This window comes from Pandoraea pulmonicola (assembly GCF_000815105.2).
GTDB classification, from domain to species: domain Bacteria; phylum Pseudomonadota; class Gammaproteobacteria; order Burkholderiales; family Burkholderiaceae; genus Pandoraea; species Pandoraea pulmonicola.
Window position 1 is genome coordinate 5,729,216 of record NZ_CP010310.2, and the last position, 21,277, is coordinate 5,750,492.

Annotated in this window: 26 protein-coding genes; 12 read left to right on the forward strand and 14 right to left on the reverse strand. The window is 65.5% G+C overall.

The features are described from left to right. Positions 1 to 7 precede the first annotated feature (7 nt). From fliJ to fliR, 9 genes are all read left to right on the forward strand, one after another. Complete coding sequence (gene fliJ / locus RO07_RS24805) at positions 8 to 460, forward strand: flagellar export protein FliJ (RefSeq protein WP_039406712.1); 453 nt, start codon at positions 8 to 10, stop codon at positions 458 to 460. Between the two features lie 19 nt (positions 461 to 479). Continuing rightward, positions 480 to 1,928 carry a flagellar hook-length control protein FliK gene (locus RO07_RS24810; RefSeq protein ID WP_052266874.1) on the forward strand — a complete coding sequence of 483 codons (1,449 nt, stop codon included), beginning with the start codon at positions 480 to 482 and terminating at the stop codon, positions 1,926 to 1,928. Positions 1,929 to 2,180: 252 nt separating this feature from the next. Further along, the gene (gene fliL, locus RO07_RS24815; protein WP_039406714.1) at positions 2,181 to 2,663 is read left to right on the forward strand and encodes a flagellar basal body-associated protein FliL; all 483 of its coding nucleotides are present in this window, start codon (positions 2,181 to 2,183) and stop codon (positions 2,661 to 2,663) included. A 7-nt stretch (positions 2,664 to 2,670) separates the two neighbouring features. Continuing rightward, entirely contained in the window at positions 2,671 to 3,669 is a 999-nt protein-coding gene (fliM, locus tag RO07_RS24820) for a flagellar motor switch protein FliM (protein ID WP_039406718.1), read from the forward strand. Further along, positions 3,669 to 4,118: a flagellar motor switch protein FliN gene (gene fliN, locus RO07_RS24825; RefSeq protein WP_039406720.1), complete on the forward strand. Its 450-nt coding sequence runs from the start codon at positions 3,669 to 3,671 to the stop codon at positions 4,116 to 4,118. Before fliM ends, fliN begins: the two co-directional genes overlap by 1 nt. Beyond that, on the forward strand, positions 4,115 to 4,612 hold the full coding sequence (gene fliO / locus RO07_RS24830) for a flagellar biosynthetic protein FliO (RefSeq protein WP_039406722.1): 498 nt from the start codon (positions 4,115 to 4,117) through the stop codon (positions 4,610 to 4,612). Before fliN ends, fliO begins: the two co-directional genes overlap by 4 nt. Next, positions 4,612 to 5,385, forward strand: a complete 774-nt coding sequence (gene fliP / locus RO07_RS24835) for a flagellar type III secretion system pore protein FliP (protein WP_039406724.1) — start codon at positions 4,612 to 4,614, stop codon at positions 5,383 to 5,385. The genes fliO and fliP overlap by 1 nt, the downstream gene beginning before the upstream one ends. A gap of 16 nt (positions 5,386 to 5,401) precedes the next feature. Then, positions 5,402 to 5,671 carry a flagellar biosynthesis protein FliQ gene (gene fliQ, locus RO07_RS24840; protein WP_010807718.1) on the forward strand — a complete coding sequence of 90 codons (270 nt, stop codon included), beginning with the start codon at positions 5,402 to 5,404 and terminating at the stop codon, positions 5,669 to 5,671. A gap of 11 nt (positions 5,672 to 5,682) precedes the next feature. Next, positions 5,683 to 6,474, forward strand: a complete 792-nt coding sequence (fliR, locus tag RO07_RS24845; RefSeq protein WP_039406725.1) for a flagellar biosynthetic protein FliR — start codon at positions 5,683 to 5,685, stop codon at positions 6,472 to 6,474. A 123-nt stretch (positions 6,475 to 6,597) separates the two neighbouring features. Here the strand turns inward: fliR and flgL are convergent, their stop codons facing one another. The 11 genes from flgL to flgB form a co-directional block, all read right to left on the reverse strand. Then, the gene (flgL, locus tag RO07_RS24850) at positions 6,598 to 7,815 is read right to left on the reverse strand and encodes a flagellar hook-associated protein FlgL (RefSeq protein ID WP_160118089.1); all 1,218 of its coding nucleotides are present in this window, start codon (positions 7,813 to 7,815) and stop codon (positions 6,598 to 6,600) included. Positions 7,816 to 7,850: 35 nt separating this feature from the next. Then, on the reverse strand, positions 7,851 to 9,839 hold the full coding sequence (flgK, locus tag RO07_RS24855; protein ID WP_039406730.1) for a flagellar hook-associated protein FlgK: 1,989 nt from the start codon (positions 9,837 to 9,839) through the stop codon (positions 7,851 to 7,853). Positions 9,840 to 10,034: 195 nt separating this feature from the next. Next, positions 10,035 to 10,919: a flagellar assembly peptidoglycan hydrolase FlgJ gene (flgJ, locus tag RO07_RS24860; protein WP_052266876.1), complete on the reverse strand. Its 885-nt coding sequence runs from the start codon at positions 10,917 to 10,919 to the stop codon at positions 10,035 to 10,037. Between the two features lies 1 nt (position 10,920). After that, a complete protein-coding gene (locus tag RO07_RS24865; RefSeq protein ID WP_115089011.1) occupies positions 10,921 to 12,117 on the reverse strand; it encodes a flagellar basal body P-ring protein FlgI in 1,197 nt (398 codons plus the stop codon). After that, positions 12,117 to 12,830, reverse strand: a complete 714-nt coding sequence (locus RO07_RS24870; protein ID WP_039406733.1) for a flagellar basal body L-ring protein FlgH — start codon at positions 12,828 to 12,830, stop codon at positions 12,117 to 12,119. The genes RO07_RS24865 and RO07_RS24870 overlap by 1 nt, the downstream gene beginning before the upstream one ends. Before the next feature lie 38 nt (positions 12,831 to 12,868). Further along, positions 12,869 to 13,651, reverse strand: coding sequence for a flagellar basal-body rod protein FlgG (gene flgG, locus RO07_RS24875; RefSeq protein ID WP_039406736.1), 783 nt, complete (start codon positions 13,649 to 13,651; stop codon positions 12,869 to 12,871). Positions 13,652 to 13,709: 58 nt separating this feature from the next. Then, complete coding sequence (locus RO07_RS24880) at positions 13,710 to 14,453, reverse strand: flagellar basal body rod protein FlgF (protein ID WP_039406738.1); 744 nt, start codon at positions 14,451 to 14,453, stop codon at positions 13,710 to 13,712. A gap of 41 nt (positions 14,454 to 14,494) precedes the next feature. Then, on the reverse strand, positions 14,495 to 15,751 hold the full coding sequence (gene flgE, locus RO07_RS24885) for a flagellar hook protein FlgE (RefSeq protein ID WP_039406741.1): 1,257 nt from the start codon (positions 15,749 to 15,751) through the stop codon (positions 14,495 to 14,497). A 76-nt stretch (positions 15,752 to 15,827) separates the two neighbouring features. After that, positions 15,828 to 16,556, reverse strand: a complete 729-nt coding sequence (gene flgD / locus RO07_RS24890; RefSeq protein ID WP_052266877.1) for a flagellar hook assembly protein FlgD — start codon at positions 16,554 to 16,556, stop codon at positions 15,828 to 15,830. Positions 16,557 to 16,579: 23 nt separating this feature from the next. Beyond that, positions 16,580 to 16,984 (reverse strand): flagellar basal body rod protein FlgC, encoded by a 405-nt coding sequence (gene flgC / locus RO07_RS24895; RefSeq protein ID WP_039406744.1) that lies wholly within the window; start codon positions 16,982 to 16,984, stop codon positions 16,580 to 16,582. A 5-nt stretch (positions 16,985 to 16,989) separates the two neighbouring features. Next, positions 16,990 to 17,430 carry a flagellar basal body rod protein FlgB gene (flgB, locus tag RO07_RS24900; RefSeq protein ID WP_039413625.1) on the reverse strand — a complete coding sequence of 147 codons (441 nt, stop codon included), beginning with the start codon at positions 17,428 to 17,430 and terminating at the stop codon, positions 16,990 to 16,992. Positions 17,431 to 17,885: 455 nt separating this feature from the next. Here flgB and flgA point away from each other — a divergent pair, with 455 nt between their 5' ends. The 3 genes from flgA to RO07_RS24915 all read left to right on the forward strand — a co-directional run bounded on the left by flgA (position 17,886) and on the right by RO07_RS24915 (position 19,825). After that, positions 17,886 to 18,905, forward strand: coding sequence for a flagellar basal body P-ring formation chaperone FlgA (flgA, locus tag RO07_RS24905; RefSeq protein ID WP_072637150.1), 1,020 nt, complete (start codon positions 17,886 to 17,888; stop codon positions 18,903 to 18,905). 126 nt (positions 18,906 to 19,031) lie between these two features. After that, positions 19,032 to 19,370, forward strand: coding sequence for a flagellar biosynthesis anti-sigma factor FlgM (gene flgM, locus RO07_RS24910; RefSeq protein WP_039406747.1), 339 nt, complete (start codon positions 19,032 to 19,034; stop codon positions 19,368 to 19,370). Beyond that, positions 19,367 to 19,825 carry a flagella synthesis protein FlgN gene (locus tag RO07_RS24915; protein WP_039406750.1) on the forward strand — a complete coding sequence of 153 codons (459 nt, stop codon included), beginning with the start codon at positions 19,367 to 19,369 and terminating at the stop codon, positions 19,823 to 19,825. Before flgM ends, RO07_RS24915 begins: the two co-directional genes overlap by 4 nt. 18 nt (positions 19,826 to 19,843) lie before the next feature. Here the strand turns inward: RO07_RS24915 and RO07_RS24920 are convergent, their stop codons facing one another. From RO07_RS24920 to RO07_RS24930, 3 genes are all read right to left on the reverse strand, one after another. Continuing rightward, on the reverse strand, positions 19,844 to 20,170 hold the full coding sequence (locus RO07_RS24920) for a type II toxin-antitoxin system HicB family antitoxin (RefSeq protein ID WP_039406753.1): 327 nt from the start codon (positions 20,168 to 20,170) through the stop codon (positions 19,844 to 19,846). Further along, a complete protein-coding gene (locus RO07_RS24925) occupies positions 20,160 to 20,414 on the reverse strand; it encodes a toxin HicA (protein ID WP_072637151.1) in 255 nt (84 codons plus the stop codon). Before RO07_RS24925 ends, RO07_RS24920 begins: the two co-directional genes overlap by 11 nt. 133 nt (positions 20,415 to 20,547) lie before the next feature. Further along, positions 20,548 to 21,276 carry an RNA polymerase sigma factor FliA gene (locus RO07_RS24930; protein ID WP_039406755.1) on the reverse strand — a complete coding sequence of 243 codons (729 nt, stop codon included), beginning with the start codon at positions 21,274 to 21,276 and terminating at the stop codon, positions 20,548 to 20,550. Between the last annotated feature and the right edge of the window lies 1 nt (position 21,277).

Here is a 21,277-nt window from a genome sequence, read left to right on the forward strand (position 1 = left end):
GGCGGCCATGAACTCCAACCTGCCCCTAAAGCTGCTCATCGAACTCGCGCAGAAGGATGTGGACGAGGCCGCGCGCCTGCTGGGCGAGCGCCAGACCCAACGCGCCGAGGTCGAGCGTCAGCTCGAAGCGCTGCGCCAGTATCGTCACGAGTACCGTACGCGCATGCAGACGGCAACGATCCAGGGGATGGCGGGCTGTGACTGGCGCAACTTCCAGCAATTCATCGATACGCTCGACACCGCCATCGGACAGCAGGTGATGCTGCTCGAACAGGCCGAAGAGCGTCTCGTGGCCGCGCGCCGCGAATGGCAGGCGCAACAACGCCGCCTGAACTCCTTCGGCACGCTCGCCTCGCGCGAGCAGGCCCGCACCGCCCTGCGTGTGGCGCGTCGCGAACAGAAGGAAAACGACGAATACGCCGCGCGCAGCCTGCGCCGCCGCGCCGAATCCCAGATTTGAAGGACCAAAGGAGCCCGACATGTCGATTCTGAGCTTCCTGACCGAATCCGCGGGCGCCGCCGCCCAGGCCGTGAAGGCCAGCCGCGCCGGTGCATCGAACAGCGACGACAGCAACGCGCTGCCGTTCTCGGCCGTTCTGTCGCAGCAGACCCAGAACGTTCAGCCGCCGGTCGCCAGTGTGAACGACAGCGCCGCGAAGAACGCACAAAGCGGCCAAACGAATGCGTCGTCCGGTAGCACCAGGTCGACGGACAACGCCGCCGGCAACAGCAGCTCGGCCGGGCAGACGGGCCAGACGAACGCCTCGACGAAGACGAGCACGGCCGACAATAGCAAGAACAGCGGCAAGGACAGCAGCAAGGACGACGACGCCGACGACGGAGTCCAGACGGCTGCGCCGGGCGACGCCGCCGCCGCGCTCGCCGTCGCGCTCGCCGCCATGAACAATGCGCCGCTGCCGCCGCAGACACCGACGCCGGCCGCCGCGACTGCCAACGCCGATGCCGTGACGGGCGCCACCGACGGCAAACCCGGCACGGGTGCGGCCATCGCCGCGGCCGTCGACGGCGCCCTGCAGGCGAGCGGCGCCGCGCAACTGACCGGCCAGCCGCCGGCAGGCGGCACCGCCGACGCCAAGGCCCCGGCAACCACGACGGCCACCGCCAAGGCACCGGCCAACGGCACCGTAACGCCAGCCGCAGCGAACACGACCAAGCCCGGCGGCCTGTCGCTCGACGCACTTGCGAAGAACGCCACGAGCAGCCAAGCCGCCGCCAGCGCCCAGCCGACGGCAACGGACGCCAAGGCGGCCACGACCGCGCCGGTCGCCGCGGACGCACAGCGCATGGCCGACGCGATCGCACAGCAGACGCAGGGCAACCGCGACGCCTCCGCACAGGTTGCGACGGCAGCCACGCAGGCAGCCGCCCAGGCCGCGCAGTCGGCCAACACCACGGTTGCCGCCCAACCGCAGTTGCAGGCCCAGGCGAACTTGCCCGCCGCCCTCGCGCTGAACGCGCGCGTCGGCACGCAGGACTGGAACAACCAGCTCTCGCAGCAAGTCGTGTGGCTGTCTTCCGCGCACACGCAAACGGCGCAACTGAGCCTGAACCCGCCCGACCTCGGCCCGCTGCACGTGGTACTGAACGTGGCGAACGACTCGGCGCAGGCGATGTTCGTCTCGCAGCACGCCGCCGTGCGCGACGCGGTGCAGGCCGCACTCCCGCAGTTGCGCGAGAACCTTGCCAACAATGGCATCGCGCTGGGCAACGCTTCCGTGAGCGCCGACAGCTCGCAGCAGCAAGCCTTCGCGCAACAAGGCACGAACGGCAACGGCGGCGGCAACAGCAACGGCCATGGCAACGGGCGCGGCATGGCGGGCTTCGGTCCGGGCGACGACGCACCGCTCGCCACGACCGTGAGCGTGCCGGTACGCGCCGGCAACGGCCTGGTCGACACGTTCGCCTGACCCCCGGGTCCGTCCCGAAAGCGAGGGGAGCGGCGCGATAGCGCGGGCGCCGCACCGTCCCGAGGCCGGCGCAAGCCGCAAACCCGACGCGACAGACCCGGAGCCCACGGACCTGGAAGGCGCACACCTAAAGCCAGCGGGGTTTTCTGCCGTTAAGACAAAGACGCGAGTTAGACGCGATTGTCCCTTCTTTTCGGTCGATCACCCCTTGCCGGAGTGCTCGACAATCACTACCCAATAGCAGGCGAATACATGGCAAATCCCGCACCGACGCAAGCCGCTGCTCCCTCCGGAGGGGGTGTGCGCAAATGGATTCTGTTGATCGTTGCGGTGGCGCTCATGGCGGCTGCAGGCGCGGCCACGGCCGTGTACCTGCTCACCGGCAGGAGCGAAGCGGCGAAAGCGCCGCCGCCCCCGCCGCCGCCTGTATTCGTCGGCATGGATCCGTTCACGGTGAACCTGTCGGGCGAAGACGGCGAACGGTATCTGCACATCGGCCTCTCGCTCAAGGTGGCGGACGCCGAGACGCAGGCCCGCATCACGCAGCACATGCCGGAAGTGCGCAGCCGCGTGTTGCTGCTGCTGTCGTCCAAGCAGCCGCAGGATCTGGCCACGATCGACGGCAAGCGCCGTCTGGCGAGCGAGATCCGTACGCTGGTCGCACAACCGTTCGCGGCCAACATGCCGCAGCAATCCGTGGGCGAAGTGCTGTTCACCGCGTTTGTAATTCAGTGAGTGATTCATGGCGCATGAGGAGTTCCTGTCGCAGGAAGAAGTCGACGCCCTTCTGAAGGGCGTCACCGGCGAGCAGGATGACCGGGCCGATTCGGAAGTCAACTCCGGCATCAGGCCGTACAACATCGCGACGCAAGAACGCATCGTGCGCGGGCGCATGCCCACGCTCGAGATCATCAACGACCGCTTCGCGCGTCTGTTCCGCATTGCGCTGTTCAACTTCATGCGCCGCAGCGCCGAAATCTCGGTGAGCCCGGTGCGGGTGCAGAAGTACAGCGAGTTCATCCGCAACCTGCCGGTCCCGACCAACCTCAACCTGGTTCACATCAAGCCCCTGCGCGGTACGGCGCTGTTCGTGTTCGACCCGAACCTCGTGTTCCTCGTGGTGGACAACCTGTTCGGGGGCGACGGCCGGTTCCATACGCGCGTCGAAGGGCGCGACTTCACGCAGACCGAGCAGCGCATCATCGCGCGCCTGCTCGATCTGGTGTTCGAGAACTACGGCGCGTCGTGGAAGCCGGTGCACCCGGTGGAATTCGAATACGTGCGCGCCGAAATGCACACGCAGTTCGCCAACGTGGCCACGCCCAACGAGGTGGTGGTCACCACGACATTCGACATCGAGTTCGGCTCGGTCGGCGGCGAGTTCCACATCTGCATGCCGTACTCGATGATCGAGCCGCTGCGCGATCAGCTCTCGAGCCCGCTGCAAGGCGAAACGCTCGAAGTCGACAAGCGCTGGGTGCGCCTGCTCTCGCAGCAGGTGCAGGCGGCCGACGTGGAGATCGTGACCAATCTCGCGCAGTTCGACATGACGCTCTCGCAGCTGCTCAACATGCGCGTGGGCGACGTGATTCCGCTCGACGTGCCCGAAACGCTCGAGGCCAAGGTCGACGGCGTGCCCGTAATGCACTGCCATTACGGTGTCTTCAACGGTCAATACGCGCTGCGCGTGAACCAGATGATCAACCATTCGCACAGCGATTACACGAAGGACAACGAGTGATGAGCGATACCCCTCAAACGCCCGGTGAAGACACCCAGGCCATGGCGGACGAGTGGGCCAGCGCCATGGCAGAGCAAACGGCTGCCGAGCCGGCGCCTGCGGCCGAGCCGCCACCGGCGAGCACGGCGAGCAGCTCGGTGTTCCAGCCTCTCGCGGCGACCGCCGGCAACCCGCCAGGCGCCACGCACAACGACATCGACCTGATTCTCGACATTCCGGTGCAGATGACCGTGGAGCTCGGCCGCACCAAGATCGCCATCAAGAATCTGCTGCAGCTGGCGCAAGGCTCCGTGGTGGAGCTCGACGGCATGGCCGGCGAGCCGATGGACGTGCTGGTCAATGGCTGCCTCATCGCGCAAGGCGAAGTGGTGGTCGTAAACGACAAGTTCGGCATCCGCCTGACTGATATCATCACGCCATCCGAACGCATCCGTAAGCTCAACCGATGATTGCAACGAAAGTCCGCGGCTTGCCCGTCGGGCGCGCCGCGGCAGTTGCCGCGCTCGGCCTGATGACCTTCTCCGTCGCCCACGCCCAGGGCGCCGCCTCGCAGGCCACCGCCGTGCCGAGTCTCGGCGGCGCAGGCATCGTCCAGACCGGCCTGGGTCTGGTGGTGGTGCTCGCCCTCCTCTTCGGGCTCGCGTGGCTCGCCAAGCGCTTCGGCCTGCAACGCCCCATGGGCGGCGGCAACGTGCGCATCGTGGGCAGCGCCGCCGTGGGGCAACGCGAACGCGTGGTCGTGGTGGAAGTCGCCGGCGACTGGGTGGTGCTGGGGGTCGCGCCCGGACAGGTGCGCGGCCTGCACGTGATCGAGGCCGATCGCATCGCCGACATGCCCACGCCCACGTCAGCCGCGCCTGCTGCCCCCGGCGGTACCCAGGCCAATCGCGCCGCGCAGGCTTTTGCGCAAAAGTTGCGCGACTCGATGAAAAAGGATTCCTGATGCCACACGGCTTGCCGCGGGCCGGGTGGCGGCCGGGTCTGGCGCTCGGCCTGGCCCTCGCCTGCATCGCCCTGCCGGGCGCCGCGCTTGCGCAGGCCACATTGCCGGCGCTCACGACGACGCCCGCCCCAGGCGGCGGACAGACGTACTCGCTGTCCGTGCAGACGATGCTGCTGCTCACGTCGCTCGGCTTCCTGCCGGCGATCCTGCTGATGATGACGGCGTTCACGCGCATCATCATCGTGCTCTCGCTGCTGCGTCATGCCATCGGCGTGGCCACGTCGCCGCCGAACCAGATCCTGATCGGCCTGGCCCTGTTCCTGACGTTCTTCGTGATGTCGCCGGTGTTCGACAAGGCCTACACCGACGCCTATCAGCCGTTCGCCGCCAACAAGATCAGCTTCGAGCAGGCCATCGATACCGGCGCCAGGCCATTTCATGCGTTCATGCTCAAGCAGACGCGCGAGGCCGATCTCGCCCTCTTCGCCAAGCTCGCCAAGACCCCGCCGATGAACGGCCCCGAAGACGTGCCGATGCGCATTCTCGTGCCCGCCTTCGCCACGAGCGAGCTCAAGACGGCCTTCCAGATCGGCTTCACGATCTTCATCCCGTTCCTGATCATCGACCTGGTGGTCGCGAGCGTGCTGATGTCGATGGGGATGATGATGGTCTCGCCCTCGACGGTGTCGCTGCCGTTCAAGCTGATGCTGTTCGTGGTGGTCGACGGTTGGCAATTGCTGCTGGGCTCCCTCGCCCAGAGCTTCACGATGTAGCGACGAGGAACGCGGGATGACACCGGAAACCGTCATGGCGTTGGCCCATCAGGCAATGCAGGTCACGCTGCTGCTGGCCGCGCCGCTGCTGCTCGTCGCCCTCGTCTCCGGTCTGTTGGTGAGCCTGTTCCAGGCCGCCACGCAGATCAACGAAATGACGCTGTCGTTCATTCCCAAGCTGCTCGCCGTGTTCGTCACGCTGGTGATCGCCGGCCCGTGGATGCTCAACCTCATGGTCGATTACATGCGGCAGCTGCTCACCGGCATTCCCGGCCTCGTCGGGTAAGCCCCTCCCCGTTGATCAGCTTTACTTACGACCAACTCTCGGGCGTCATCGCGACGTTCCTGTTTCCGTTCGCGCGTCTGCTGGCGCTGTCCATGAGCGCGCCGCTCTTCAGCAACGCCGCCGTGCCCAACACGGTGAAAATCGGACTCGCGGGCGTGGTCACCCTCGCGCTCGCGCCGGTGCTCGGGCCCATGCCGGCCGTCTCGCCCTTCTCGTGGGAAGGGCTCTGGGTGCTGACGCAGCAAATCATGATCGGCGCGGCGCTCGGCTGGTGCATGCAGATCGTCTTCTCGGCGATCAGCATGGCGGGCGACTTCGTCGGCCTGCAAATGGGCCTGTCCTTCGCCACGCTGCTCACGCCCAACAGCGACGGCAGCACCGCCGTGCTCGGCATGCTGCTCAACGTGATCGCCATGCTGATCTTTCTCGCCACCAACGGCCATCTCGTGATGTTCGCCACGCTGGTGCAGAGCTTCGCGGTGCTGCCCGTCTCCGCCGCGCCGATTTCGGCGGCCGGCTGGCACTACCTCGCCATGCTCGGCACCCAGCTCTTCATGCTGGCGCTCATGCTCTCGTTGCCGCTCGTCGCCGCGCTGCTCATCTGCAACCTGGCGCTCGGCATCCTGAACCGCGCCGCGCCGCAGCTCAACATCTTCGCCGTGGGCTTTCCGCTCACGCTGGGCGTGGGTCTCGTCGTGCTCGAACTGATGATGCCGCGCATCGCGCCGGTGATGGACCACTTCATCTCCATCGGCATCGACATGATGATCCGCGCCACCGCCGCCTTCGTGCCGAAGGCGTGAGCCCGGCGCTCGGGCACTCGAACGCATTGCCAAAAGACCGCGGGCCACGCAGCGTCATGCTGCGTGGCCCGCAATCCATTCGATCCATTCGTCCTCTCACGCGGGCGAACCGCGTGCCGCACCTCAGAGGAGCGCGAACAGCGAGAGCTTCTGCGTTTGCAGGAAACTCTGTTGCGACGCCTGCAACGCCGTCTGGAGCTGCGCGAACTTGGATGCCGTGGCATACCAGTCGACGTCGAGCAGATCCCCCAGCTGGGACTGGTAGTTGAGCGCGTTCGAGTTGCCGATATTGTTGAGCGAAGCCAGCTCGTTCATGCGCGAGCCCGTGGTCGTGCGAATCGTCGTGACGTTGTCGTAGGTGTTGCTGAACATCTGACCGAACGTCGTCAGCGCGTTGCTCAGGTTCGCCTGCCCCGTGCCGTTGGTACCCGTCGTCGTCGTCTTGAGCGTATTGATCAGCGACTGCAGATTGTCGAACATGTTCGTGCTGGCCTTGTTCGCCGGCTGCACGGTGTAGGTGTCGCCCGTGGCAGGCGCTCCCGAGAACGTGACCGACTTGCCGCCGAATGCGATCGCCTGGCCGGCGGTATACGTCCCCGTCACATCGGGCACGGTCGTGTCCGTCTGATCCTTGATCGTGTAGTTGGTCGTGGGCGGCGTGGTGGTGGTGTCGATCGCGAAGCTGATCTGGTACTGATGGTTCGCGCCGGCGTTGGTCACGTCGGTCGTCGAAACGGTGGAATAAGTCGCCGTGCCCTGGTTGGACATGCTGCCGCTGATCAAGGTACTGGCGGTACTCGCCTGAATCCCTTCGAAGACGGTCGAGCCGACATCGTTGATCGCGATCTGGCGGTTGGGGCTCACCTGCACGTAACGCACACCGCCGTCACCCCCATACGAAGCCCCCGTGGGCGTCGTCACGTAAGCGGCGGCATTGCCCTTGTAGCCCGAGAACAGGTACTGCCCGTTGGCGTCGGTCGTGTTGGCCAGCGAGAGCAACTGCTGGAAGCTCGACTGGAGATCGGTCGCGATGGTTGCGCGGTCGTTGTCGTTGAGCGAGGCATTGCCCGCCGCCGCGATCTGCGACATCACGTGCTGCAACGAGTTGATGATGCTGCCGAAGGTCGAGTCTTCGAGCTGGAGCTGCGTGGTCGCCGAAGCACGGTTCGCAGCGTACTGCTTGTTCATGTCGGCGTCCTGCGAGATGGCCACCGCCTGCGCCGACGCGATCGGATCGTCGCTCGGCGTGGTCACGCGGGTACCCGACGAGAGCTGCAGCTGTGCGTTGAGCATGTCGGAGGAATTCCGGCTCATCGCACGCAGTCCCTGATCGTAAATCATGCTGGTACTGATACGCATAATGCTTCCCCCTGCGCTTAGTTGACCATCTGGAGGATGGTGTTGAACAGCGTCGACGCGGTCTGAATGACCTTCGAGTTGGCCTGATAGAGTTGCTGATACTTGATCAGGTTGGCCGCTTCTTCGTCGAGGTTCACGCCGGAATTGGACTGCTGTGCCGTTTGCGCCTGCCCCAGCAGGGTTGCCTGCGCGGCGCTGGTGGCCTTGTACGTATTCGTGGTCGAGCCGACGTAGGAGACCAAGTTGGCATAGGCCGTCGCGTAGCTCTGCGAGCCGCCGACCTTGGTCTTGTCGTTCTGCAGCGCCGCGAGCGCCAGGCCATTGCGGTTGTCGGTCACCGCGCCGGAGTTGTTCGGCGAGATCGTGAACTTGTCGCCATTGCCCGGGGTGCCGGTCAGGTTGACCGTGATGCCTCCCATGGTGATCTTCGCGCCGCTGGCGGCGTTGTAGGGCACGGTATCGCCAGCGGCGTACGACGTTGCCACACCGTTGACCGTGACCGTCATCGGCGACGGGGCGACCAGGGTAAGCGCCCCGGTCGTGGGATCCTTGCTGAATGTGAAGCTCACCGGCGCGGTCAGCACATTCGACAGGTAATTGGCGTCCACGCTGCCCTGGTCGACCTTGAGCGAACCGGTGTTGGCGGTACCCGTCGACGCGAGAATCGGGGCTGCCAGTGCGATCTTGCCCGGGTCGGTGATCGCCACGCCGATGTTGCCTGCCGCATTGCGCGTGGGCTGGATCGTGAAGCTGTCGCCCGCCACCATGCCGGCCGTCGTGACCGAGAAGCCATCGGCAAACGCGGCGCCGCTGCTGTCCTGGAAGTTCAGGGCCGCGCCCGGCGTCGCCGGCGCACCCGCCGTCCACTTCGCACCGTCCGTCAGACGCGTGAGCGTGTAGTTCGTGCCGTCGTAGCTTACCGTGTAGTCGCTCGCCGTCACCTTCGAGGCGTCGGTGATCGACGCGCTGAGGGTGGCCGCGTTCGAGTTCTTCGTGTTGGCGATGACCGTCGGGCTCGGCACCGTGAAGAAGTTGCCGCCCAGATTGCCGTACAGGTCCAGACCGAGCTGGTTCTGCGCGTTGAACGTGCCGGCCAGCGACACGGCGATCTGACCCAGCGAGTTCTGGGCCTGCGTGAGCGCACCGCTGCGGAACGACAACAGGCCGGCCAGCGAGCCCCCCGTGATCGACGATTCCGGAATCGGAATCTTGGTGCCGTTGGGGCTGACATAGGCGACGGTCAACTGCGTCGGATCGCTCGCGGTGGGCACCGTCGTGAGCTGATAGGCCGAATTGCCGGTCACCAGCGACTGGCCGTTGCCGATGAACACGTTGTACGAACCGTTGCTGTCCTTGACGACGTTCGTCTGGACGATGGCGTTCAAGTTCGCCACGGCCAGATCGCGCTGGTCGAGGAGGTCGTTCGGGGTGGCGTTGACGCCATTGGCCTGCGCCTGCTGGATCGCGTCGTTGAGCGCGGCGATCTGCTTGGCATAGGTGTTGATCTGGTCGGTCGACTGCGAGATCGTGCCGTTGACGCTCGAACGCAGCGAAGACAGCGTGCCCGAGAGCGACTGGAACATGCTCGTGAGCGTCTGTCCCGACGAAATGACCGTGGCGCGGGTGGCCGAGTTGTTCGGCGCGGTCACGATGGTCTGCAGGTTCGTGAAGAACGAGGACATCGTGGCCGACAGGCCGGTCGTCGAGCTGCCCAGCGCGTTGTTGATCTGCGAGATCTGCTGGTAGTAGGTGTTGAGCTGGCTGTACTGGGTCTGCGCCTGGTTGACCTGGTTCGTCAGGAACTGGTCGTACACGCGCGACACGTCGGTCACCAGCACGCCCTGGCCCAGATAGCCCATGCCCGTGAACTGGCTGTTCTGCTGAGCGTAATTGACGACTTGACGGTTATAGCCGGCCGTCCCCGAATTGGAGATGTTGTTGCCGGTGGTATTGAGGGCGAACTGGGCGGCGTTCAGCCCGCTCATGCCAATATTGATTAGGCTCATGATCTCGCGGCTTGAATTAGAGGTGCGCGCCGCGGCCCTATGTCCTGAGCCCCGGGCTCCAGACCCGCTCGCGCACCGTTACCGATGTGTTTACGGCAGCCCGGCGACAATATTGAGGCCACCGCGCCAGATGATTTCGTCCCGTTTTCCGTACCGGCGGCTTGCCGCCGCCCTCGCCTGTCCATTGCCTGCCTGTCAGGCGAAGTGCTTCATGATCTTCATGAGCTTGCTGGCGTACTGCGGATCGGTCGCGTAGCCGGCGCGCTGGAGGTTGGTGGCGAAGCTCGCGGCGTCGTTGGCACTGGCCACGACCGACGCGTAGCGCGGATTGTTCGAGATCAGGCTGGCGTAGTCGGCGAACGCCTCGTCGTACGAGCGGTAGGCGCGGAACTTGGCCATCACCTTGCGCGGCTGCCCGTTCACGTACTCCGTCGTGGCGACTTCGACCGTCGGCCCCGTCCAGTGCTTGCCGGCCTTGATGCCGAAAACGTTGTAGCTGGTGCTGCCGTCGCCGCGGCGGATCTCGCGCTTGCCCCAGCCGGACTCCAGCGCCGCCTGGCTCAGCATGAAGCGCGCCGGGATGCCGCTGCTGGCGCTCGCGTTCTGCGCGGCCGCGGCCATACGCTCGACGAACTCCCCGGCCGCCGCCGGCGCACCCTCGGCAATACCGATGCCGTCCGCCGCGTTGTAGGCGCGGCCCTGCAGCGACTGCGGACGACCCATGGCCGCGGGCGGCAGCGTGGTGCCGGTCCTGGCCAGTTGCTTGAGCATCAGGTCGGCCAGACCGATGCCTCTGTTCGATGCGAGCTGCTGGGCAAGCTGGTCGTCGAGCATGCCGTTGAACATCTTTTCCTGGTCGCTGCCGAGCAAGCCGCCGGACATCGTGGCGTCGCGCATGCTCTTCATCATCATCTGCGTGAAGACGGCCTCGAACTGCTTGGCCGCCTGCTGGGTCGCCTGCGGCGTCTGCTGATGGGCGGCGGCGCGCAGGGCGGTGAGGCCCTGCATGTCGTAGGCGGCGCGTTGCGTCAGGTCCGGCAGATGCTTGCCTGCGCCGGTGAGTCGGGAGCCGTCGGCCATATCAGATGATCTCCAGGTCGGCGCGCAGGGCGCCCGAGGCCTTCATGGCCTGCAGAATCGACATCAGGTCGGCCGGGCTCGCACCGAGCGAGTTCAGCGCCTTGACGACGTCGGCGAGGTTGGCGCCCGCCTTGACCAGCTTGAGCGCGTTGTTCTCCTGTTGCACGGAGATCTGGGAATTCGGGGCCACCACGGTCTGCCCGCCCGAGAACGGCGCCGGCTGGCTCACATTGTTCTGCGTGTCGATGACGACCGACAGGTTGCCGTGCGCCACCGCGCATTGCTGGATCGTCACGTTCTGGTTCATCACGACCGAACCGGTGCGGGCATTGATGACCACGCGCGCCGCCGTGTTATCGGGCCGGACTTCGAGGCTTTCGAGCTGGGCCAGGAACTGCACGCGGGCGGACGGATCGGTCGGCGTGCGCAACAGGATCACGCGGCCGTCGAGGGCCTGCGCCGTGCTGTAGCCGAAGCGGCGATTCACGGCGTCGACCACGCGTTGCGCGGTCGAGAAATCGGTCACGTTCAGTTCCATCTGCACGGTGCCGGGCTGGCCGCCCATGGCGGTCGGCACGGCGCGCTCGACGATCGCCCCCGCGGGAATGCGGCCCGAGGCAAGTTGGTTGACCGTCACGCTCGAGCCATTGGCCGAGGCGCCGGCACCGCCCACGAGCAGGTTGCCCTGCGCGAGCGCGTAGACCTGGCCGTCCGGTCCCTTGAGCGGCGTCATGAGCAGCGTGCCGCCGCGCAGGCTCTTGGCATTGCCCATCGACGAGACCACCACGTCGATGGCCTGACCTGGGCGCGTGAAGGCGGGCAACGTGGCCGTCACCATCACGGCGGCCACGTTCTTCAACTGCATGTTCGTGCCGGGCGCGACGGTGATGCCGAGCTGCGAGAGCATGTTGGTCATGCTCTGCACGGTAAACGGCGTCTGCGTGGTCTGGTCGCCCGAGTTGTCGAGGCCGGCCACCAGGCCGTAGCCGATCAGCTGGTTGTCGCGCACGCCCTGGATCGACGCCAGTTCCTTGAGGCGTTCGGCATGTGCCGCGCCCGGCATCGCCAGCAGCGCGGCACCGGCCGTGCCCGCCACGGCGAGCGAGCGAACGAAGTGAACGAAGCGCACGGCACGCGCGAAGCGGCGGATTCGACGGGAGTTGGGCGCGCGGCGCGACAGGTACGGCATGTTCGACATCAGAAGGGCGACACGTTAAGGAAGAAGCGCTGCAGCCAGCCCATGGTTTCGGCTTCGTTGATGTAGCCCTTGCCACGGTATTCGATGCGCGCATCGGCCACCTGCGTCGAGGGCACGGTGTTCGAGCCCGAAATCGTCTGCGGGCTCACGATGCCCGAGAACTTGATGTACTCCGTGCCCTGGTTGATGGCGATCTGCTTTTCGCCCGCCACGGCCAGGTTGCCGTTGGACAGGACGTCCATCACGGTTACGGTGATCTGACCCGAGAACACGTTGTTGGCGTTGGCCGCGCCCTTGGCGTCGAACTTGTTGCCGCCGCTCGCGTTCAGGCTCTGGTTGTTGAACACGCCGCCGACCACGCCGGGCATCTGGTTGAGCGCGAGCGAGCCGCTGCTCGAGCGGTTCGTGTTGGCCGCCGAGTTCTTGCTCGCCGCCGTGTTTTCGTTGATGACGATGGTGAGAATGTCGCCAACGTTGCGCGGGCGCCGGTCTTCGAACAGCGGACGATTCGAGTACAGCGGACGATAGATCGAACCTTCCGGGTCGGCCGCCACCGGCGGGGGCGGCGGACGCGTGGTGGTCGGGCCCTGCACCACCGGTTCCTGCGGCACGTAGGCGCAGCCCGCCAGAGCGCTCAACGCGGCGGCGAAGGCGAGCGCAAGATACCGCGACTGGCCTGCGCTGCTGCGTGGGGTAACGGTCTTTGCGGACATGTCGGCGTTTCCTGAAGCGTTCAGCGGCGAGCCGCTGCTTACATCTGCGTCAGGCGCTGCAGCATCTGATCGGATGCCGTCACCGCCTTCGAGTTGATTTCGTAGGCGCGCTGCGCCTGGATCATGTTCACCAGTTCTTCCACCACGTTCACGTTCGACGTTTCGACGTAGTTCTGGTTGAGCACGCCGGCGCCGTTGGTGCCCGGCTGCGCCACGTTCGGCGCGCCCGAGGCGGCGGTCTCGGCGTACAGGTTCTCGCCCATGCTCTGCAGGCCGGCGTTGTTGATGAAGGTGGCGAGCTGGAACGTGCCGATCTGCACGTTGGCCGTGCTGCCCGGCTGCGTGACCGAGACCGTGCCGTCGCGTGCAATGGTGAGCGAGAGCGCGTTGGCCGGAATCGTGATGGCCGGCTGGATCGGGTAGCCCGAAGCCGTCACGAGCTGCCCGTTGTTGTCCACCTGGAACGAGCCGTCGCGCGTGTAGGCCGTCGTACCGTCCGGCATGAGCACCTGGAAGAAGCCGTCGCCGTTGATGGCCACATCCTTCGCGTTGCTGGTCGACGTGAGGTTGCCTTGCGTGAAGATGCGCTCGGTCGCGGCCGGACGCACGCCGGTGCCCAGTTGCAGCCCCGAAGGCAGCAGCGTCTGCTGCGACGACTGCGCGCCCGGCTGGCGCAAGGTCTGGTACAGCAGATCCTCGAACACCGCGCGGCCCTTCTTGAAGCCGTTCGTGCTGGTGTTGGCGAGGTTGTTCGAAATCACGTCCATGTTCGTCTGCTGGGCGTTCATGCCCGTGGCGGCGATGTAGAGCGAACGGATCATTTGGTTTGACTCCCCGTGTACGGTGACGACGCGCGCTGATTCGCGCGTCGGCTGGCCATCAGCTGAAGTTCAGCAACTGGTTGGCGGTTTGTTCGTTGGTATCGGCCGTCGAGAGCATCTTCATCTGCATCTCGAAGGCCCGTGATTGCGAAATCATGTTCACCAAACCGCTCACCGGATTGACGTTGCTGTTCTCGATCGAGCCCGCAACAACCACCACGTTCGGATCGACCGGCGCCGGCGCGTTGTTGCTCGTGCGGAACAGGCCGTCATCGCCGCGCACCAGGTTCGCTTCGGGCGGATTGACGAGCTTCAACTGCCCCATGACGGCGATGGAGTTGGGCGGATCGCCCTGGCCCAGCGCCGAGATCGTGCCGTCGGTGCCGACGCTCACCGAGGCGCCCGGCGGCACGGCGGCCGGCCCGGCGTCGGTCATGACCGGCAGCCCGTGCAGCGTGATCTGGCCGTCGGCCGTCATCTCGAGGTTGCCGCCGCGGGTGTAGGCTTCGCGGCCCTGCGCGTCGCGCACGGCGAGCCAGCCCTGCCCTTGGATGGCCACGTCGAGCGCACGGCCCGTCTGCTGCATCGCGCCGGGCGTGAAGTCGGTGCCCGGCGTGGAGGTCGCCACGAACGTGCGCGTGCCGGTCGAGCCGTCGGCGGCGCGCACCGGGGCCTGGCGGAACGCCGCGAGCTGGGCGCGAAAGCCCGGCGTCGAGACGTTGGCCAGGTTGTTGGCGGTGGTCGATTGCTGCTCCATCGCCTGCTTCGCGCCGGTCATGGCGACATAGATCAGACGATCCATCGACGCCCCTCCTGCAAGTTACGCATGCGCGCGGCTCCCGATTACAGGTTGACCATCGTCTGCATCAACTGGTCTTCCGTCTTGATCGTCTGCGCGTTGGCCTGGTAGTTGCGCTGCGCGGTGATCATGTGGACCAGTTCTGCGGTCAGGTCGACGTTCGAGGCTTCGACGGCGCCGGCCTGCAGCTTGCCGAGGTTCGTGCCGCCCGGCACACCCACGATGGGAATGCCCGAGCTGGCCGATTCGGCCCACAGGTTGTTGCCCAGCGGAATCAGGCCCTGCACGTTGTTGAAGTTCGCGAGAGCGACTTGACCGAGCACCGTCGACTTGGTGTTCGAGTACGTGCCGACGATCGTGCCGTCGGCGTTGAACGTGAAGCCCGTCAGCCGGCCCGACGTGTAGCCGTCCTGCGTGAGCGTGTTCGGCGAGTAGGTGTTGCCGTACTGCGTGGTGCCCGTCAGATTGAGCGTCAGGTTCGCGTTTGCCGCGCCGTTGCCGTAGGTGATCCCCGGCAAGGTGATCGGGCCGGTCACCGTGGCGCCGGTCGAGTCCGTCTGCGACACCATGCTGCCGGCCGAGTTGAACGTCAACGTGCCGATCGGGCCCGCGCCGATCAGCGTCGTGCCGTCGACCGAGCCGTACACCTGCCACGTGACGTTATTGGTCACCGGGTCGATGCTGGCCTTCTTGAAATACAGGTTGACGTCGTGCGCGTTGCCCAGCGAATCGTAGACCTTGAGCGACGTGGCGTTCGTGTACGAGGTCGGATCGGTCATCGAGAACGGCGTGGCGTTCAGGGGACTGCGCGAATCGAGGTTGAACTGGCCGGTGATCTTCGTCGTGGCCGTCGGCGCCAGATCGCCTGTCGGGATCTGCAGATCGACCGGCGAAACGCTGTTGATGATGCCGTTCGGGCCCGCGAGGTAGCCGGTCAGGCGATCGCCGTTGGCGTTGACGATGTAGCCGTTCTTGTCGAGCGAGAACTGGCCGTTGCGCGAGTAGGCGATCGTGCCGTTGTTCGACACGCGGAAGAAGCCGTTACCCGAGATGGCCAGGTCGAGCTGACGGTTCGTGACCGTGATGTCGCCCTGCGTGAACTGCTGCGCGACGGTCGACACACGCGTACCGATACCGACGACGTTGTTGCCCGCGCCGAACAGCGAGTTGGCGTAGATGTCGGCGAACTGCGCCTGACCCTGCTTGAAGCCGACGGTGGCCGCGTTGGCAACGTTGTTGCCGATGACGTCCAGGTCCTTGGAGGCGGCGTTCAGGCCGCTCAATCCGGTCGAAAAGGCCATGCTGATACTCCTGAGTTCAGTTGTCGACGGTGTCCGTCGCAAGAAAAACGGTTAGGGCTTACGTCGATGGGGTCGCTTACAGAATTTCGCGCACGTCGGCGAGCTTGATGTTCGAGCCCGTGCCAACGTTGAGCAGCGGCGCGCCGGTCGTGCTGGCCACCACGCTTTGCACCTGTGCGTACGAGAGCAGCGTCGGCTTCACGGTCTTGCCGTTGGCCGAAGCGGTCACCGTCAGGGTGTACTTGCCGTCGGCCACCGCGGTGCCCGCGTCGTCCTTGGCGTCCCACGTGAGGGCCTGCACACCCGCGTCGAGCGCGCCGGCATTGACCGTGCGCACCACCTTGCCGGTGGCGTCCTTGATCTGGATGGTGACGGTGTCGGCGTCGCTCGGCAGCTCGAAGCCGAACGGCGTGGCGCTCTTCGTGACGGTGCCGTCTGCCGCCTTGGTGCTGCCCACGCCGATGCCGTTGCCCGGAATCAGCACGCCCTTGCCCACGAGCGCGGCGGCCTGCAGGCTTTGCGTCGAGTTGAGTTGCGAGGTGACCGACGAGAGCGTGGTGTTGAGCTGTGTGATGCCCGAGACCGTGCTGATCTGCGCGAGCTGCGACGTGACCTGCGAGTTGTCCATCGGGTTGAGCGGATCCTGGTTGTTCATCTGTGCGACGAGCAACTTCAGGAAACTGTTCTGCAAATCGTCCGCACTGCCGGCCGAGGACTTCGAGCTGGAACTGTTGGCCTTGCCGTTGATGGAATCGAGGAACGACTGCGAGAAATTGCCGGGGTTCGACGTGTTGATACTTGCCATGGTTCGGATCTCCGCGCGGCCCCTTACTGGCCGACCGTGAGGGTTTTGAGCATCAGCGTCTTGGCGGTGTTGAGCGCCTCGACGTTGGCCTGATAGGAGCGGGAAGCGGAGATCATGTTGACCATCTCCTCCACCGGGTTCACGTTGGGCATGGTGACGTAGCCCTGGGCGTTGGCCGCCGGGTTCTTCGGGTCGTACACGGTCTTGAGCGGCGACGGGTCCTCGATCACGCCGGCGACCTTGACGCCGCCCACGTCGGCGCCCGCGACAGGGTTGACCTGGAACACGACCTGCTTGGCGCGGTACGGCTGGCCGTCCGGGCCGGTCACCGACTCGGCGTTGGCCAGGTTGCTGGCCGTGACGTTCATACGCTGCGATTGCGCCGTCATGGCCGAACCGGCGACATCGAAGATGCTCATCAGTGGCATGGCACTTACCCTTGACTCGTGATGGCTGCCAGCATCGTCTTGATCTGGCTGGACAGGACCGTGAGGCCCGTTTGGTAATGCACGGCGTTATCGGCGAAGTTCACTCGTTCGGCGTCGAGTTCGACGGTGTTGCCGTCGACGCTCTGCTGATACGGCACGCGATAGAGCAGCTCCGGCCCGCCCATCGGCGGCGCCGTGCTCACGCCGCGCGCGGCGATGTGGCGCGACGAGGTGCGTGCGAGCGACACGCTCGATTCGGTGGCGAGCTGCTGCTGCGCGCCTCGCTCGACGGCCTGGCTCAACGCACTGTTGAAGTCGACGTCGCGCGCCTTGTAGCCCGGCGTATCGGCGTTGGCGATGTTCGAGGAGATGACCTCCTGGCGATAGGCGCGCATGGCCAGCGCCTGCTGGGAAAATCGCAATGCCGCGTCCAGTTTGTCCATGATCTCGTTTCGCCCGATGCTCGCCTTGCCGCCAGGTGTTGCACAAGAAGTCCGTCCGCCGTTGCGCCCGGCAGCGAGGCCGCCCGGATCGCGGAATCGCGAGAATCGCGTGCGCGAGTCGCGTCCGTGGGGCAAGCGTCGCCATGGCGCGCCGACGGGATGTCCTGCCGGGTCCGAAAAGCACACGGACCTTTTGGCATGCTTCGCATCGTATGCTCGCCCCCAGGGATTCAATCGGATGAATAGGCACGTGATTGACCGCCATTTCGGGCCATGCCCCCGTTGGGGACATCTCTAGAATGGCTTCCTGACGGCATCGGGTGGCGTTCGCCCCCCAGGCACAGGAACACTGCCCGGTGCCGTCGGCTTCACCGCGCCGCCGGGTTCCGGGGCGCCAGGTCGGTTGAGCGTCGGCCCCGCGTGACTACGCCGCGCGCCGGACGCGAAGGAGAGTGAGCATGGCAGGCAATTTCGGCGACCGTCTCGCCAGCGCCGCCCGTGAGCGCAATGCGCCGCGGCGTGGCCGTCGCGCGGGTGCGCGGGCCGGCCTGCTGGCCATCCTGCTGGGTGTGGCGGGCCTGGCGCATGCCGCCACGCAGAGCCCGAATCCGGGCGTCGCCACCGACCCCGCCGCCCAGAACCTGGGCAACACGTTCGGACCGGGGGCTATCGTCATCCCGGGTAACAATGCCGCCGCCGGCGGTGTCGCGTCGAACGTGCCGGGCAACGTCCGCCCGGTCGCCGCCAATGCCCAGCCGAATGCGGCCGTGGGCGCCAGCACCTCTCACGTCGCGCCTGCTTCTCAGCAGTCGCCGCAAGCGGCGGCTGTCCCTGTCAATTCCCAGTTCCAGAACACCGAAGTCGTGCGTCAGACGGCCGAGCGCTTCCTGCGCGAGCAGACGACCGGCCTGCCCGGACGCGTGACGATCACCGTGGGCGATTCCGTCTCGGACCGCATGCCGGCGTGCGGCGCGCTCGAACCGTTCCTGCCGCCCGGCGCGCGCCTGTGGGGTTCGACGACCGTGGGTGTGCGCTGTGCGGGCGAGCGTCCGTGGACGCTCTACCTCCAGGCCCGCGTGAGCATCAACGCAACGTATTTCGTCGCGGCCCGCCAGATCAATCCGGGCGAGACGATCGGGCCTAACGATCTGTCGCCGCGTCAGGGCGACCTGACCTTGCTGCCTCGCACCGTGGCGACCGATGCCGGTCAGATCGTCGGCACGGTGGCCGTGAACCGCATCACGTCGGGGTTGCCGATTCGCTCCGATCTGCTGCGCAGTGCGATCGCCGTGCAGCAGGGACAGACCGTGCGGGTGGTCTCGCGCGGTTCCGGCTTCGAAGTGAGCACCGAAGGACAAGTGCTGTCGCGCGCCAGTGCGGGCGATCCGGTTCAGGTGCGCACCCGCGCCGGCCAAGTCGTCAGCGGCACGGTCAAGACCGGCAAAGGAGGCAATGTCGAAGTGGAAGTTGCCCTATAAGCAAGCGCTTACTATCGATCAATATCCATTGAAATTACCCGGGCACTTGAACTGGTAACAGGATGTTACTTGCCTAAAGTTATGGCGGATAATGCCGTTACACAGGCAGGTTTCTGGGGAAAGCACATGAAAATCGAACCACCCGCCAATCCGTTGACTGGCGTCAGCCCGGGTAAGGGTACGGCGGACCGGGCGACGACCGGCACTGTGAGCACCGATGGCGCAACGGCGTCCGGGGCCAATACGGGCGGCGCGGCGAGCGTCAGCACGAGCGCATTGTCGTCGGAGATGCGCGCCTTGCAGGCTGCGTTGGCGCAGACGGGTTCGGCCGATGTCGACGTCGCCAAGGTGGCTGCCATCAAGCAGGCGATTTCGGAAGGCCGGCTCACTATTGACACCAACAAGATTGCGGACGGTCTCATTGCGACCGCGCGCGATCTGCTCACGACGCAATCCAAGTCATGACCACCGATGCCCTGCTGAATGCTCTCGTCACGGAAACGGCCGCGATCGGTGCGTTTTCGGCGTTGCTCGACGAGGAACAGCAGGCATTGGTGAACGGCACGCTCGACGCGTTGCCTGAGCTGACCGAGCGCAAGACGCGCGCGGTGGCCGAACTCACGACGCTCGGTCGTGAGCGCGACGCCCAGTTCGAAGCGTTGGGCCACACACCCGACGAAGCGGGCGTGGCGGCCGCGGCAGCGGCGGACACCCGCATCGACGGCGCCTGGAAGGCCCTGCTCGCCGCAGCGGCACAGGCCAAACGCGCCAACGACACGAACGGCGTGCTCATCCGCACTCGTCTCACCTACACCCAGCAAGCGCTCAACGTGCTGTATGGCCCGGAGCAGAACGCCCCGCTGTACGGCCCCGACGGCCGCACCACTCCGCGCTCGAGCGGGGGAAGTGTTACGGCTTGAACGGCTTGCCCGCTTGGCTCAGTTCGCTGCCAGCTTGAGACTTGCCAGCCGGTTCAGACTGACGCCCATTTCCGCGGCTTCGATAACCAGCGACCGGTGCAGGGTCGGGGGAATCCGCACGCGAAACTCACCGCTGTAGCGATGTTCGGCGAGCGGCTCGGGAATCTTCTCGCCGTTCGCGCGCATATCCGCGACCACTTCCGTCACGACTTTGCGGATGCCGGTCAGCGCACCTTGCGGCGTCGGCGCAAGCCATGACAACGACGGAAATTCGGCACACAAGCCAACGTGCTCGTTGTCCTCCGGTGACCACGTTAGACGGTAGGTGTAGTGATCAATGTTCACGATCTAGGTCCTCAATTTTGCGTATTGCATTCAAGACCTGGCGCACCTGATAGACCTTCGCCATTCCCCCTGAGCGTTGCAGATTTACACGAGGATCTCCGTACCAGGGAGTTTTGAACACGGTATGGCTCCCCGCGCGTCTCGGCTCACCGAAATACGCTTTGCAAAGCGCCAGCAATTCGTCGAACCGAACATTGGTCGGTTCGCGAGCGATTTTGGCAAGCAGTTTGGCTGAAGATGGCATGCCAGAATGGTGCCAATAATAGCACCATTCACTCAACCCCGATTTGTCCGAAAAATGCGTGAGCGACACGCACTGCGGGGGTAAAAAGACCCTCGAAAGCCAATACTTCCGAGGGTTCAGGGAATGAGGCGCTTCAATTCGCCGACGTCCACGCCTTCTCGCGCAGCGTCGCGCGCAGGCGCGAGATGGCCTGGCTGTGTAGTTGGCACACTCGCGATTCGCTGACTTCGAGCACCGCGCCGATTTCGCGCAGGTTCAGGCCCTGCTCGTAATACAGGCTCATCAGCAACTTCTCGCGCTCCGGCAATCGATCGATCGCATCGACCACGCCGCCGCGCAACCCCTCGTCCAGCAGCATCGTCAGCGGATCCGCACCCGGGTCCGCACAGATCCGGTCGATGAACGGCTCTTCGTCCGCCGATTCGAAATCTTCGTAATAGATAAGCTGGCAGCCGTGCACGTCCTGCAGCATCTGCTGGTACTCGGCCAGCCCGATGGACATCTCGCTCGCGATTTCGCTCTCCGACGGCCCTCGCCCGAGACGCTGCTCCAGACGCTGCACCGCCTGCTCGATCTGACGCGCCGTCTTGCGAATGCCGCGCGACGCCCAGTCCAACTCCCGCAATTCATCGAGCATTGCGCCGCGAATCCGCTGACTCGCGTATGTCTCGAACTGCGCGCCCTGCGTTTCCTGATACCGGTTGGCCGCATCCAGCAAACCCAGCATGCCCGCCTGAATCAGATCCTCCAATTCCACGCTCGCCGGCAGCTTGGCCATCAATTGCAGCGCCAGCCGGCGTACCAACGGCGCGTATTGGGTCAGCGTGTCGTTCGTGTCGACCTTCCCGCGCGCGGTATACATG